The organism is Desulfosalsimonas propionicica, from assembly GCF_013761005.1.
Classification (GTDB): domain Bacteria; phylum Desulfobacterota; class Desulfobacteria; order Desulfobacterales; family Desulfosalsimonadaceae; genus Desulfosalsimonas; species Desulfosalsimonas propionicica.
Genome location: NZ_JACDUS010000006.1, coordinates 145,429 through 158,210 on the forward strand (window position 1 = coordinate 145,429; position 12,782 = coordinate 158,210).

Genomic DNA, 12,782 nt, shown 5'->3' on the forward strand with positions numbered 1-12,782 from the left:
ATTCCCTTGTTTTTGGATCCATTATGCGTTTCCGTATTTTCTATAACTACCAAAATATATAGTAAATTGCAATAAAACTATAGCATGGCGATTGTGGCCGGCAGGGTTGATTGGTGCTTGCCTGTATCATTGCAGTGCAGATATAGTTGGACCTGTGATTCGGGGATTCTTTGTTTGAAAAATGGTTTGGAAGCCTTATTGTTTACATTGGCAAAACAGTGAGTGGCGTTTGTATTTATCCGCGGTTTGGGATAAACGAGAAGACAAAAAGGATTTTCCATATATAAAATGGGTATTCAGGCCAAAAAAACGTTTGCAATGGTGAATTACGATCTGTGCCGGCCGGAGAAATGCAGCCCTGAAGACGGGGTCTGTCCTGCTGTGGGCGCCTGCACCCACAAGGTCATCAAGCAGCTGGACGGCCCTTTTTATCCGCCCATGATTTTCCAGGACATGTGCATGGGCTGCTGGGACTGCATTGAGGCCTGCCCCCTGGATGCCATCGGCGTCCGCCAGGTCACCTAAGGGGTTGGAAAATTAAATCCAGGGGCTGTAGAGGCGGCGGGTGTTTTCGTATATGGCTTTTGCCGCCGCCTCGGGGGAAATGTTTTTGATTTCCGCAATGTGGTTCAGGGCGATTGCGGCGTTTGCGGGTTCATTTCGGGTTTGCGGGTCCGGGCCCAGCACCGGGCTGTCGGTTTCAATCAGCAGGCAGGAAAGCGGCAGGTTGCGCACCAGTTTCTGTTTCTGGCGGGACCGGGCAACCGAGGGCGGAACAGAGAAAAAATAGCCGGCTTCCACTGCGGGCTGTGCTGCGCCAAACTTGCCGTCAAATGCATGGAGCTGGACTTTTTTCGCCCTTTTGTCCATCAGCAGTTCCACCGCGTGGCGGCCGGCTGACCGGGAATGCACATTTAATACAAGTCCGGTTTCCAGAGACAGGTCCACAAAGGCTTCCAGTATTTCCCGTTGTACCTGTCTTTTATCATGGTCTTCCACCAGCCGGAAATCCAGGCCCACCTCGCCGATGGCCGCGAGTTTTTCCCTGTGGGCGCGGATAAACGCGCGCATTTGCGCTGCCGCCTCGGGTTCAGTATGCGCCGGATAAAGCCCGGCCGCCGGCAGCAGGGCCGGGTACTGATCTGCGAGCTCCAGGTTGCGGCGGGCATCATCCATGGTTTCGCTGACCGTGATGATTTTTTCCACCCCTGCGGCTGCCGCCCTTTGCAGAACAGCCTCACGGTCTGCGTCAAAGCTGTTGTCATAAAGATGTGTATGGGTGTCAATCAAGGGATGCATTTTTCGGGATCTTGCAGAGATAATGCAGGTTAAACCCGTCATGGGCCATTCCCATTACGCGCACGTCTTCAAATCCGGCTTGGGCGAGCATGGCTTCTGCCTGCTCCCGGCCCCACATCATGCCCAGGCCCGTGCCGTTGTCGTTTAATCCCACGGGCATGCAGTGCATCAGGCTCACGGTGTACAAAAACGGCCCCATGGGATGGTCCATGTTGTCTGCCGGGTTTGTCCGGGCCTTGATGTCCACCATGGAAAACAGCCCGCCCGGGGCCATCATGTGGCGGATGCCTTTTAACGCTTCCAGAGGATGGCTTTGGTCGTGGATGGCGTCAAATGCACAGACGTAGTCAAAGCATTTGTCAAACTCCGGATCTCCGGTGATTTCGGCTGCATCCCGGTTTTTGTAGACAAGGTTTGAAAGCCCCTTTTTTTCTGCGTTTTTGCGGGCTGTCGCCAGGGCCGGTTCATGGTTGTCAATGCCTGTAAATTGGCTTTTGGGAAATGCCTCGGCCATAAGGTTTAAGGCAACCCCATGGCCGCAGCCCATATCACACACCCGGATGCCGGATTTGAGCTTTTCCACCAGTTCTCCGTTTTCAATTGAGGGCAGAAACTCGCTGAGCAAGACCTGTTCGTGCTTGGCATCGGCCAGTTGGCTCATGAACTGCTGAAAATCCGGGTATTGGGAAAAGGCAATGCCTTCGCCGGTCTGAAACCCGCCAATGACCGATTCCATTGCACATGATGTGAGCAGGGGGATTTCCTGGGTGTAGACCCCGAGGTTGTTGTTGCCGGATTTGCGGGTCAGAAAATTTGCGTGCTCCGGGGGCAGATAATAGGTGTTTTCATCTTTTCCGTTTTTCCCGGGTGTTATGATTTCGCCGGTGACCATGATGGCCAGCCATTCTTTGAGATAGCGCTCATCGAGCCCGGATGCGGCCGCGATTTCGGCTCCGGTGGCCGGCCGGTCCATGTCTTCAAGGGTGTCAAAAATGCGGTTTTTGTATCCGATGGCCATGGCCAGGTTCAGGGCCCCGTAGTTTAGGATGTCGGCCATTTTCTGGTTAAAATTGTCCATTGTTTTCCCTGGTTGGTACTGGATTTTTGGTGAAAGGGTTTGGTGTAAAACATCACGGGAAATTCAAGGCAGAGGTGTTGGGCGCTCCGGCAAACCCGTCAACTCCGGGCAGCTACCATACCTCCGGGTACCCGATATCCACAAATGCCTGTTCCATTTTGAATTTGTGCTCTCTTTCCATGGCCGCAAGACTGCCAAACATCTGCGCCTGTTCCGGGTCTATGCACCCGTCTGCCAAGGCGTTATACTGGTCCATGGCCTCCTGCTCCTTTTTCATGGCCAGGGCAAAGGCGTCTGCAGGCCCCATCCTGTCAGAGACCTCGGGGCGGTCAACTGTTGCGGCAATCCTGTAGTCCCGGTTTTCTTCAAAGGGCAGGGTTTCGGGAATGTTCTCCACAAAGCCTTTCAGAGTCTCATCGTGGTTTTTTTCCTCCCGGGTAAACAGGTCTTTTAAAAATTCGTTCTGCATCCGGCCGGCAGCGTCCTGATAAAACTGCCTGGAATCAATTTCCCCCTGGATTGCATCTTCCAGGATTTGTTTGTACTGCATGTGATTCATCATTTCTTCCTATAGCACTTAGGTGGCATCAAACATACCTTTCTGTCATCGGTTTTTCGTTTTCAGCAGAGGGCAGAAATTCGCTGAGCAGGGCTTGCCCGTACCTGGCGTCGGCCAACTGGCCTATGGATTGCTGAAAATCCGGGTATTGGGAAAAGGCAATGCCAATGCCCTGACCGGTCTGGCAAAAAATCTCCGGGAACTCAATTTAGAGCTATCAGGGGCTTCTGTCAAGCTGGGGGTTGGCTGTGTATGGTGCGCATTTTGTTCCCATCCGTGCGTTGATCCGTTTTCAGGATAAAAAATTCCTTGAGAATGAAATTTGCATAAATTATTGTCAACTGACTTTGCGGGCCTGCGGGGAACCTGATTTCGAAAGATCGGCGCGCAGTCGGGGTCCGGGCGCCATGAAACGGAATTGAAGAGGGCATATGAAAATCAGAAAATTTCTTGAAAACAGCAACAGCTGCCTGTTTTTCTATGAGAATACCATTCGGGAGGCGGCTGCTGTTTTTGCTGAACAAAAAACAGACGCGGGCTGTGTTGTGGACCAATCCGGGCAATTTCTCGGGGTTTTTACCCGGGACCACGTATGTGCGGCAATAAGTACCGGGGCAGACCTGGATGGCCCGTTGGGCGGGCATATGTCATGCAATGTGAAAATCTTTCACCCGGATGAGGATATTGCCGATCCCATCGGGATGGGCTGTTCCTGTTTTCCCGTTGTGGAAAACGGCAGGGCTGTTGGCATCATCGGTGTGCAGGATGTGGCAAAGACCTATCATGATCATTACAAGATGACCCGCAATATCATTGACGCCATTATCCAGTCGTCCAGAAACCTGATTATCGCGGCAGGGCCCGACGGGCGGATCAATTTCATGAACCGGTCGGCAAAAGATGTTCTGGAAAGAAACGGTGAGGGTCTCTACGGCAGCAGAATCCACAGGCTCATTCCTGAAATCAATCTGTCGGAGATCATTGAAACAGGCGAGGTGCCCCCGCTTTGCAAGGTCTCGATCAGCAATCATGCCTACTTTATCCGCAGTTATCCCATATGGATTCAGGACAAGATTATCGGGGCTGTGGCCATATTTCAGGATACGGCGGATCTGGAAAGTATAGCCGACGAACTCGGGGCGGTAAAGGAGCTCAACAAGGATTTGGATGCCATTATTGAATCTTCTTCTGACGGCATTTTTGTCTGCGACGGCGATGCCAATGTCTTGCGGATCAACAGGGCCTATGACGAAATCACCGGACTGGATACCTCCGGGTTTTACGGCAAAAACATGAAAAAGCTGGTCAGGGACGGATTTTTTTCCCAATCCGTGACCCTTATTGTGCTGGAAAAAAGACAGGCCCAGAGCATTATCCAGAAAACCAGCACCGGCAAATCCCTGCTGGCCACCGGCAGGCCGGTTTTTGACGAAAAAGGCGAAATTCTCCGGGTGGTCACCAGCGTCCGGGACATCACAGAGCTTTATGAACTGCAGAACCAGCTTGCCGAAACCCAGAAAATGACCGAACAGTACCGAAGGGAGCTGGATTCCTATAAGCTCAGGGATGTCAAAAATGTTGACGGCCTTGTTGTGGGTTCGGAAAAGATGCACGAGTTGGTGGATACCGCCATCCGCCTGGCCGGGGTGGACTCGACCGTTCTGATCACCGGGGAGTCGGGTACTGGCAAGGATCTTGTGGCGGGTATCATTCACACCCACAGCTTGAGGAAAAATCAGCCTTTTATCCGGGTCAACTGCAGTGCCATCCCGCCGAATCTGCTGGAGTCCGAGCTTTTCGGATACGAGGAAGGCGCTTTTACAGGGGCGAAAAAGGGCGGCAAGCCCGGGTATTTTGAAATGGCAGACAGCGGCACCCTGTTTCTTGATGAAATCGGGGATCTGCCCTATGATTTCCAGGCAAAATTTCTGCGGGTTCTGCAGGAATGCGAATTTAACCGGGTGGGCGGGGCGGAATTCAGAAAATTTGACGTCCGGATCATCGCAGCCACCAACCAGGATCTGTTGGAAATGATGCACTCCGGCAACTTCCGGGAGGATCTGTATTACCGGCTGAGCGTGGTGCCGCTCAATATTCCGCCCCTGCGGCAGCGGGCCGGGGAGATCAAATTTCTCGCGGCCAGTTTTTTAAAGCAGTTTAACAGCAGCTACGGTATGGAAAAGCGGTTTTCTCCGGATGTTGTTGATCTTTTTGAGCGTTACAGGTGGCCGGGCAACATCCGGGAGCTGAGAAATCTGGTGGAAAGGGTGATGGTCATGTCTCCTGATGACGTGATCACCAGAAAAGACCTTCCGGCATCTGTCTGCGGGGCAGGGCCTTTGGACGGCGGCAGCCGGCGGCCCGGTTCTCTGAGTGAACTCATGCCGTTGAAACAGGCAACCCAGGGTGTGGAAAAGCAGCTTCTCCAGCGGGCATATGAGACGCTGGGCACCACCCGCGAAATTGCCCGGGTTCTTGGCATCAGTGCGCCTTCAGTGGTTCGCAAGGCGGCAAAGTACGGGATTAAAAGAACCTGATTTTTGGCTTTGCAATAACGGCCGGTTTGCTGCCAAAAAGGCTTTGTTTCATTTTTGATTTTTGTTTCAAAAATGAAACAAAGCCTTTTTTATCTTTTGTTTCCGCACTTCACGGCTTTTGCATGCGTGTGATTTTTCCAGCTTTGTTTTAAAAATGAAACAAATCCAAAATCTGTCCAGGTGCAATCCCATTTCTTAACGCTGTCTGAAACAAATGCTTTTCCCGCTCTCCGCAGGGGTTGCCGCCTTTCCCGGCAGGGGCCTGCTGCCGGAGGCCATTTTTGTGGCACGCTTCCTGCTGAATGCCGTTATTTCCAAAAAACGCTTGTCTGAATTGAATGTTTCAAATTTTTCAAATGAAACGCTCAGTTTAGGGCTTGTTCAGATCGCGATTAACAACACTTTTCGCAAAGGAGCTTTGGGCAGATGAAAACGGGAAAAGAATATGAAGACAGTTTACGGAAGCTAAATCTTAAGGTTTTTCTCTTCGGCCAAAGGGTTGAAAACATCGTTGATGATCCTGTCATCCGGCCGTCGATGAATGCGGTCAAGCTCACCTATGACCTGGCCCATCAGCCGGAATATGAGGACTTGATGACCGCCACGTCCCACATTACCGGAAAGAAAATCAACCGGTTTACCCATATTCACCAGAATACCACCGATCTTGTGAAAAAAAGCAAGATGGGGCGTCTGCTGGGCTCGCTCACGGGCTGCTGCTTCCAGCGGTGCGTGGGCATGGATGCCATCAACGCCCTTTCCATTACCACGTTTAACATCGATGAAAAATATCAGACCGGTTATTATAAGCGGTTTTTGCAGTACCTGGAGTATGTCCAGGAGCAGGACCTGGTCTGCGACGGAGCCATGACCGATCCCAAGGGCGACCGGAGCCTGCCCCCAAGCCGTCAGCCCGATCCCGACGCCTTTCTTCACGTGATCGCCGAAAATGACGACGGCATTGTGGTCCGGGGTGCCAAGGCCCATCAGACCGGTGCGGTCAATTCCCATGAAATCATCGTGATGCCCACCATTGCCATGCGGGAAGATGATAAGGATTACGCCGTATCCTTTGCACTGCCCGCGGACGCCGAGGGCATTTCCTATATCTACGGCCGCCAGTCCTGTGACATGCGCAAGCTCGAAGACGGGATGATCGACCGGGGAAATCAGCATTACGGGGGCCATGAGGCCCTTGTTGTCTTTGATGATGTTTTTGTTCCCTGGGACAGGGTGTTCATGTGCCGGGAACATGAGTTTGCCGGTGAACTCGTGGAGCATTTTGCCTCTTATCACAGGCAAAGCTATGCCTGCAAAGCCGGGGTGGGAGACGTGCTGATCGGCGCAACCCAGCTGGCCGCGGATTACAACGGGGCGGAGAAAGCCTCCCATGTCAAAGACAAAATCATCGAGATGAACCATCTCAATGAAACCCTTTTCTGCGGCTCCCTGGCATGCGCCGGTGAGGGCGGAGCAAAGCCGTCGGGAACCTATTGCGTCAATGCGCTGCTGGCCAATGTCAGCAAGCAGAACGTCACGCGCTTTCCCTATGAAATCGCCCGACTGGCCCAGGATATCGCCGGCGGGCTCATGGTGACCTGCCCCTCGGAGCAGGATCTGCGGAACCCGGATACCGGCAAATGGATGGAGAAATACTACAAGACAAAAACAGATGTTCCCACTGAAAACCGCATCCGGATTCTGCGGCTTATCGAAAACCTGACCCTGGGAACCGCGGCGGTGGGATATCTCACAGAGTCGATGCATGGGGCCGGATCCCCCCAGGCCCAGCGGATTATGATTTCCAGGCTTGTCAACATGGAGGCCAAGAAAAACGTGGCCAAAAAACTCTGCGGTATTGATCAGTAGATTGCCGCCAACCCAACCAGGAGTGTTTATGTATTGGCAAAAACGCTATGACAGCAAAAAGATGAGCGCCGCCGAGGCGGTGTCCAAAATACCGTCAAACAGCCGGGTGGTACTGGGGCATGCCGCCGGAGAGCCCGTGGCCCTGGTCGAGGCCATGGTGCAAAACAGCGCTTCTTATGAAAATGTTGAAATTGTCCACATGGTGGCCATGGGAAAAGGAAAATACTGCAACCCGGAATACGAGGGGAGTTTCTTTCACAATGCCATTTTTGCCGGCGCATCCACCCGCAAGGCCATAAATGAAGGAAGGGCCGACTTTACGCCCTGTCATTTCAGCAAAACCCCGAGTTTGTTCACTGAAGGGATTTTGCCCGTGGATGTTGCCCTTATCCTGGTTTCGCCGCCGGATAAACATGGTTACTGCTCCTGCGGGGTATCCGTGGATTACACCAAGCCCGCCGCCCGAAGCGCAAAGCGGGTTATCGCCGAAGTTTCGCCGAATATGCCCCGGACCTATGGCGATTCCCTGCTTCATATCTCTGAGATCGACTGCATTGTTGAAACCGATACCGCACCGGCTGTGCTCACCCCGCCGGAGCTCACTGAAAAGGACGAGCAAATCGGGCGGTATATCGCGGGGTTGATCAATGACGGCGATTGCCTGCAGCTGGGTATCGGTGCGGTCCCGGATGCCATTTTGCGGTTTTTAAAGGACAAAAAGCATCTGGGGATTCACAGCGAAATGATCTCAGACGGGGTGGTGGATCTGGTCGAGGCCGGGGTTATCGACTGTTCCAGGAAAAACTTCCATCCCGGCCGGATTATTATCTGCTTTCTCATGGGCACCCGGAAGCTTTACGATTTCGTGGGCAACAATCCGTTTGTGGAAATGTATTCGGTTGATTATACCAACAACCCGGCGGTGATTGCCAGAAACGACAACATGCTTTCGGTCAATTCCGCGTTGCAGGTGGATTTTGCGGGCCAGGTGGTTTCCGATACCATCGGCTATAAGCAGTACAGCGGCACAGGCGGGCAGCTCGATTTTGTACGGGGTGCTGCCTGGTCTGAAAACGGCCGCTCCATCCTGGCTTTTCATTCCACCACTGCCAAGGGAAAAATATCGAAAATCGTCCCCCACATCGATGAAGGCGCCTCTGTGGCCACGCCGCGGGCGGATACGCACTACATCGTAACCGAATACGGTGTGGCCGACCTGAAAGGCAAAAGTGTCTCCCAGCGGGCGCGGGCGCTTATCGATATCGCCCATCCCGATTTCAGGGAAGAGCTGTCCCGGCAGTATCATGCCATTTATAACAGGGCGGTGCGTTAAACCGGCGTCCGGTTTTTTTGTCATACCAAACCAGCAAAAAGGAGAAGAGTATGGGTGTCCGAAAAAAACGAGAATACGGGGCAATACAACCCGGGATTCCGCTGGGGCCGTTGACCTTACGGCTGCCGTTTGTTCACTACAGGCTGGAATGGGCCGATTTCGCCCAGGGGCTTTTGATGGCCGCGGTGTGTCTGGCCATTATTCCCGTGTTAACAGAAACCCTGGGCATGTCTTTTCAAGTTGCCCTTGCTATTGTCATCCTTAACGGTACGCTTTATCTTGCCCACGTGACATTCGGTGACCCGGTGGTGCCGGGCTGGATCACCCCGGCCATTCCACTGATCATTGCCCATGTAACCACCTTTGATCCCGGACCAGAGAGAATGCAGGCGCTGATTGCCTTTCAGCTGCTTTTCGGGGTCTTCTGCGTGGGACTGGGGGTTAGCGGGCTTGCCAAGAGATTTATCGCCCTGATTCCCAATGCCGTACAGTCCGCGGTCCTGGTGGGTGCGGGATTTGCCGCGGTGATGCTGATTTTCAAACCCGGGGAGGGAAGCAAATCATTTGATTCCCTCCCGGTGACAATCACCATATGCGTGGGGCTTGCCTTTTATCTGCTTTTCTCAGAAAGTTTCAAGGCCATTAAAAGAAAGCACAAGTGGGCCTATTATCTGGGCAATCTCGGCATGATGCCCGCCCTTGCACTGGCCATTTTCGTAGGCCCGCTGGCCGGTGAAATTCCGTGGCCGGATTATTCCGGGATCGGATTTTTTTCCAGGCCGGATTTTGCGGGGTTGTTTAGCGATTTTACAATGCTCGGCGCCATACCCATACCCAGCGCGGCCATGTTTGTCAGTTCGATTCCCCTTGTCTTAAGCGCCTATATTGTTGTATTCGGGGATGTACTCCAAAGCCAGGCCCTTCTCGAGGATGCCCAGCGGTACCGGCCGGATGAGAAGATTGATTACAACCCCAACCGGTCGCACATCATATTTGGCGGAAGAAACGTGTTTATGAGCGTTTTTGGCCCGGATATATCCATGTGCGGGCCCCTGTGGGCGGCCATGCAGGTCGTGGTCTGCACTCGCTACAAAAACGGTCCCGAGGCTATGGAGTCGATCAATTCGGGCGCGGCCTCATTTCGGTGGGGGACCTGGACAAGCTATTTCATTGCCCCGATTGTGGCCACAGTCAAGCCGATTCTCGGAATCGGGCTGGCCTCCACAATGATGGTCCAGGGATATGTGAGCGTGCGCGTGGGTGTTTTGAAATCCAAAGGTTTCAATGACCTGGGCATTGCCGGGGTGGCCGGGGCCATTCTGGCCACCCGGGGTGCGGCCTGGGGTCTTGGGGCGGCACTGCTTCTGGTTGTACTGCAATACACCGGAGGCGCGTGGAAAAAGGCTTACAAGCCAGAAGATCCCGTATTTCCGATTGATTCTCCCGAAGAGATCCAAAAGGAGGTCGAGGAAAATCTCGGCGCTATTTCTCAACGGTCCAACAACAACAAATAGAAGCCTTGCTGTAAAACGGCCCGGTAGCTGGCCAGCATATCCAACCCAGCCTGCCGGGCCTTATCAAAACCGTTTTTTTTACAGGATCGCAGATGGCTTATATCGAGGACAAAACAGAGAAACAAACGGGCAATCCCGTTTTAAAGCATGTTTTCTTTATCCTTTTGTCGGCAGCGGTGCTGACCGGGAGTATGCTTTTTTTTGCAAAAGACTGGAAAAAGGAACTGCCCACGATCCTGTTTATTGCCCTTGTGATTGCCCTGCTGATTGTTTTAGTGTCCAAAAAGACCCATCCCCTGGGCTGGAAAAAAATATTGAACAAAAATGAGTTCAATACCATCAAATCCTTTGAAGAAGCGGTTACCCGCAAGCTTTCCGAACTCGATGATGCCTATTTTATTTTCAGCAATTTCTCTTTTGAGCTGTTTAACGTGGACCACCTGGTTGTCTCAAAAAACGGGATTTTCGTTGTGGGCAGGGTCCATTACACAGAAAAACTCCAGGTCGTCAGCAACGCGCTTTTTGCCGGGGGCAACAGCCTTGAGGCCCTGACAGACAGGACCTGGCGCCTTTGTCATTTTATCAATATCATCATCCGAAAGGGCTTTAAGGGCCTTGAAATAATGCCTGTTCCCATACTCGTTGTGCCGGATGTCCATGCCGGTGCCATGACAGAATTCAACGGTATTGCCATCACCACCATCGAAGACCTCAACGATACCATTGCCGGCCGGCTGGCTTTTCCCATCGACAGGGAACATGCCGAGGGCTTTGCTTTTTACATGAAAAAGATGTACATGTAAGGGCCGCAGCAACCGCAAAGCAATGATTTCCGGAGCATTGGCGGGATTTGATTTTCCCCCTTTGCCCCTTAATTTCTCAGGCGGCTTTTTGCGGCAGCATGGCGATCGATAGGCTGCCGGGTCCGGTATGCACTGAAATGGTCGCGCCAACCTCGGCCAGCAAAATACTTTCTGCCGGCTTGCCAATGGCTGCGGCAAGCTTTTCCCTGGCAGCCATGCTTTCCTCGAGGTTGTCGGCATACGCCATCCAGATTTCGCAGTTTTTAAATTTTTCATGGTTTTGCTGCGCCAATGACACCAGATGCGACACAGCGGTTTTTTTGCCGCGGTGCCGCTCGACGGGTTCCAGGCGGGCATCTCTGAGCTGGATGATCGGTTTGATATTCAGCATGTTTCCCACAAAGGCCTCAAACGCGTTGACCCGGCCGCCTTTTTTCAACCAGACCAGGTTTTCAACCGTAAACGCCATGAATACATTTTTTTGGTAAGCGGCGAGATGCTTTTCCAGATTTGCCGCAGGCACGCCCTTGCTGAGCAGCGCAACCGCTTTTTTGACCAAAAGGCTCAGGCTGATACTGACACTGCCGAGATCCAGGATGTGAACCCGCTGCGCATCCTTTTGCCCCATGAATTTGCGTGCCGCGCAGGCACTTTTATAATTTCCCGAGATTTCTTTGGACAGGTGAAGGGAGACGACTTCGTCATGACGCTGGAGCAGTGAGTCAAAAAGTTTTGTGCATTCATAAGGATAAAACGGGGTGGTGTATACCTGCTTTTTTTTCTTTAGATTGTTCACCACTTCTTTGTTGGTAATGGTTTGCCCATGCAGGTGGTCTTTTTTCCCCACGACAATGTGAACAGGCAGAATGTGCAGGCCCAGCTGTTCTGCCATGCCGGGCGGGAAATCAGCCGTTGAGTCGCAAACAACCGCAAGACTTTTGGACATGATCACCTCTTTTGTTTTGAGTGTGAGCAAAGGACTTGAAATAATATCATATAACCGATTTCATTGTGGTGTCAACTCGTTATTTCATGCAGGAATCCGTATCCAAAAATTTTTGACCCCGGTCAACAGCATCCGATGGTTTGCCAAAACCCTGTGCCATTTCCCGCGATCCGGTTGTTTGGTTGAAAATCGGGGGTAATTTGCTTTTTTCTTGTTCCGTGCCAAAAGAAAAAAGGTTGTTTTTCAGTTTTTGTCTTGTTACCGTGAAAACTGTGGCCTTTAAAAAAGGGCCAAAAATATTGTACGTGATCAAAGGAGGAGACAGCAACATGGAACAGGGAACAGTAAAATGGTTTAATGAACAAAAAGGTTTTGGTTTTATCGAAAGAGAAGACGGCCCCGACGTTTTCGTTCATTTTTCCGCCATCAATGCAGATGGTTTCAAAACATTGAACGAAGGGGACAAGGTGAGCTTTGAGGTTGAGCAGGGACAAAAGGGTCCGGCTGCAACGAATGTAACAGTGCAGTAAAAGCCTTGATCCAATAAAAAGGGTGCTTTCCGGGACAGGGAAGCACCCTTTTTTATTGGAATCATTACAATGAATGATTAATTGTCAGGATTTCCGAACCCGGCCCGGCGGTCAGAGCCGGGCCGGGGTTGTGCGGTTACTTCAGCAGACTGACGTAGCGTGCCACCTCGACGTCTTTTTTCCATGCCGGCCATTTATCGGCACGATTGGTGTTTTTCCGCTCAGTCTGCCAAAACCGGCGGATTTTTCGGGTACGATTTCTGCGAAAGCCCATTTTCCCCCTCCTTGTGTTTATTTTTTTTCCGGCAGGGTTG

13 protein-coding genes are annotated in these 12,782 nt (G+C 52.1%); 8 read left to right on the top strand and 5 right to left on the bottom strand.

Going from position 1 to position 12,782, the window contains the following annotated elements:
• Positions 1-288: 288 nt before the first annotated feature.
• Positions 289-525 (top strand): 4Fe-4S binding protein, encoded by a 237-nt coding sequence (locus tag HNR65_RS11710; RefSeq protein ID WP_181551691.1) that lies wholly within the window; start codon positions 289-291, stop codon positions 523-525.
• Between the two features lie 12 nt (positions 526-537).
• Here HNR65_RS11710 and HNR65_RS11715 read toward each other — a convergent pair whose 3' ends face one another.
• The 3 genes from HNR65_RS11715 to HNR65_RS11725 all read right to left on the bottom strand — a co-directional run bounded on the left by HNR65_RS11715 (position 538) and on the right by HNR65_RS11725 (position 2,927).
• Positions 538-1,299, bottom strand: a complete 762-nt coding sequence (locus tag HNR65_RS11715) for a TatD family hydrolase (protein ID WP_181551692.1) — start codon at positions 1,297-1,299, stop codon at positions 538-540.
• Positions 1,283-2,377, bottom strand: a complete 1,095-nt coding sequence (locus tag HNR65_RS11720) for a class I SAM-dependent methyltransferase (RefSeq protein WP_181551693.1) — start codon at positions 2,375-2,377, stop codon at positions 1,283-1,285. Before HNR65_RS11720 ends, HNR65_RS11715 begins: the two co-directional genes overlap by 17 nt.
• 112 nt (positions 2,378-2,489) lie before the next feature.
• Positions 2,490-2,927, bottom strand: a complete 438-nt coding sequence (locus HNR65_RS11725; RefSeq protein WP_181551694.1) for a ferritin family protein — start codon at positions 2,925-2,927, stop codon at positions 2,490-2,492.
• Positions 2,928-3,367: 440 nt separating this feature from the next.
• On the opposite strand from HNR65_RS11725, the gene HNR65_RS11730 reads away from it, so the two are divergent.
• The 6 genes from HNR65_RS11730 (at position 3,368) to HNR65_RS11755 (ending at position 10,992) form a co-directional block, all read left to right on the top strand.
• The gene (locus HNR65_RS11730) at positions 3,368-5,473 is read left to right on the top strand and encodes a sigma 54-interacting transcriptional regulator (protein WP_181551695.1); all 2,106 of its coding nucleotides are present in this window, start codon (positions 3,368-3,370) and stop codon (positions 5,471-5,473) included.
• A 214-nt stretch (positions 5,474-5,687) separates the two neighbouring features.
• Positions 5,688-5,903 (top strand): hypothetical protein, encoded by a 216-nt coding sequence (locus tag HNR65_RS11735; protein WP_181551696.1) that lies wholly within the window; start codon positions 5,688-5,690, stop codon positions 5,901-5,903.
• Positions 5,900-7,342, top strand: coding sequence for a 4-hydroxyphenylacetate 3-hydroxylase family protein (locus HNR65_RS11740; protein WP_181551697.1), 1,443 nt, complete (start codon positions 5,900-5,902; stop codon positions 7,340-7,342). Before HNR65_RS11735 ends, HNR65_RS11740 begins: the two co-directional genes overlap by 4 nt.
• A gap of 28 nt (positions 7,343-7,370) precedes the next feature.
• The gene (locus HNR65_RS11745) at positions 7,371-8,675 is read left to right on the top strand and encodes an acetyl-CoA hydrolase/transferase family protein (RefSeq protein ID WP_181551698.1); all 1,305 of its coding nucleotides are present in this window, start codon (positions 7,371-7,373) and stop codon (positions 8,673-8,675) included.
• Positions 8,676-8,725: 50 nt separating this feature from the next.
• On the top strand, positions 8,726-10,189 hold the full coding sequence (locus HNR65_RS11750) for a hypothetical protein (RefSeq protein WP_181551699.1): 1,464 nt from the start codon (positions 8,726-8,728) through the stop codon (positions 10,187-10,189).
• 92 nt (positions 10,190-10,281) lie between these two features.
• Positions 10,282-10,992: a nuclease-related domain-containing protein gene (locus HNR65_RS11755; RefSeq protein ID WP_181551700.1), complete on the top strand. Its 711-nt coding sequence runs from the start codon at positions 10,282-10,284 to the stop codon at positions 10,990-10,992.
• Positions 10,993-11,068: 76 nt separating this feature from the next.
• On the opposite strand, the gene HNR65_RS11760 is transcribed toward HNR65_RS11755, so the two are convergent.
• Positions 11,069-11,938, bottom strand: a complete 870-nt coding sequence (locus tag HNR65_RS11760) for a DegV family protein (protein WP_181551701.1) — start codon at positions 11,936-11,938, stop codon at positions 11,069-11,071.
• A 329-nt stretch (positions 11,939-12,267) separates the two neighbouring features.
• Between HNR65_RS11760 and HNR65_RS11765 the strand changes: the two genes are divergently transcribed.
• The gene (locus tag HNR65_RS11765; RefSeq protein ID WP_181551702.1) at positions 12,268-12,468 is read left to right on the top strand and encodes a cold-shock protein; all 201 of its coding nucleotides are present in this window, start codon (positions 12,268-12,270) and stop codon (positions 12,466-12,468) included.
• Positions 12,469-12,604: 136 nt separating this feature from the next.
• Here the strand turns inward: HNR65_RS11765 and HNR65_RS11770 are convergent, their stop codons facing one another.
• Positions 12,605-12,742 carry a hypothetical protein gene (locus tag HNR65_RS11770; RefSeq protein ID WP_181551703.1) on the bottom strand — a complete coding sequence of 46 codons (138 nt, stop codon included), beginning with the start codon at positions 12,740-12,742 and terminating at the stop codon, positions 12,605-12,607.
• Positions 12,743-12,782: the final 40 nt, after the last annotated feature.

Coding starts and splice junctions, on each gene's coding strand:
- HNR65_RS11710 (WP_181551691.1), top strand. CDS start 289: ATGGGTATTCAGGCCAAAAAAACGTTTGCAATGGTGAATTACGATCTG.
- HNR65_RS11715 (WP_181551692.1), bottom strand. CDS start 1,299: ATGCATCCCTTGATTGACACCCATACACATCTTTATGACAACAGCTTT.
- HNR65_RS11720 (WP_181551693.1), bottom strand. CDS start 2,377: ATGGACAATTTTAACCAGAAAATGGCCGACATCCTAAACTACGGGGCC.
- HNR65_RS11725 (WP_181551694.1), bottom strand. CDS start 2,927: ATGCAGTACAAACAAATCCTGGAAGATGCAATCCAGGGGGAAATTGAT.
- HNR65_RS11730 (WP_181551695.1), top strand. CDS start 3,368: ATGAAAATCAGAAAATTTCTTGAAAACAGCAACAGCTGCCTGTTTTTC.
- HNR65_RS11735 (WP_181551696.1), top strand. CDS start 5,688: ATGCTTTTCCCGCTCTCCGCAGGGGTTGCCGCCTTTCCCGGCAGGGGC.
- HNR65_RS11740 (WP_181551697.1), top strand. CDS start 5,900: ATGAAAACGGGAAAAGAATATGAAGACAGTTTACGGAAGCTAAATCTT.
- HNR65_RS11745 (WP_181551698.1), top strand. CDS start 7,371: ATGTATTGGCAAAAACGCTATGACAGCAAAAAGATGAGCGCCGCCGAG.
- HNR65_RS11750 (WP_181551699.1), top strand. CDS start 8,726: ATGGGTGTCCGAAAAAAACGAGAATACGGGGCAATACAACCCGGGATT.
- HNR65_RS11755 (WP_181551700.1), top strand. CDS start 10,282: ATGGCTTATATCGAGGACAAAACAGAGAAACAAACGGGCAATCCCGTT.
- HNR65_RS11760 (WP_181551701.1), bottom strand. CDS start 11,938: ATGTCCAAAAGTCTTGCGGTTGTTTGCGACTCAACGGCTGATTTCCCG.
- HNR65_RS11765 (WP_181551702.1), top strand. CDS start 12,268: ATGGAACAGGGAACAGTAAAATGGTTTAATGAACAAAAAGGTTTTGGT.
- HNR65_RS11770 (WP_181551703.1), bottom strand. CDS start 12,742: ATGGGCTTTCGCAGAAATCGTACCCGAAAAATCCGCCGGTTTTGGCAG.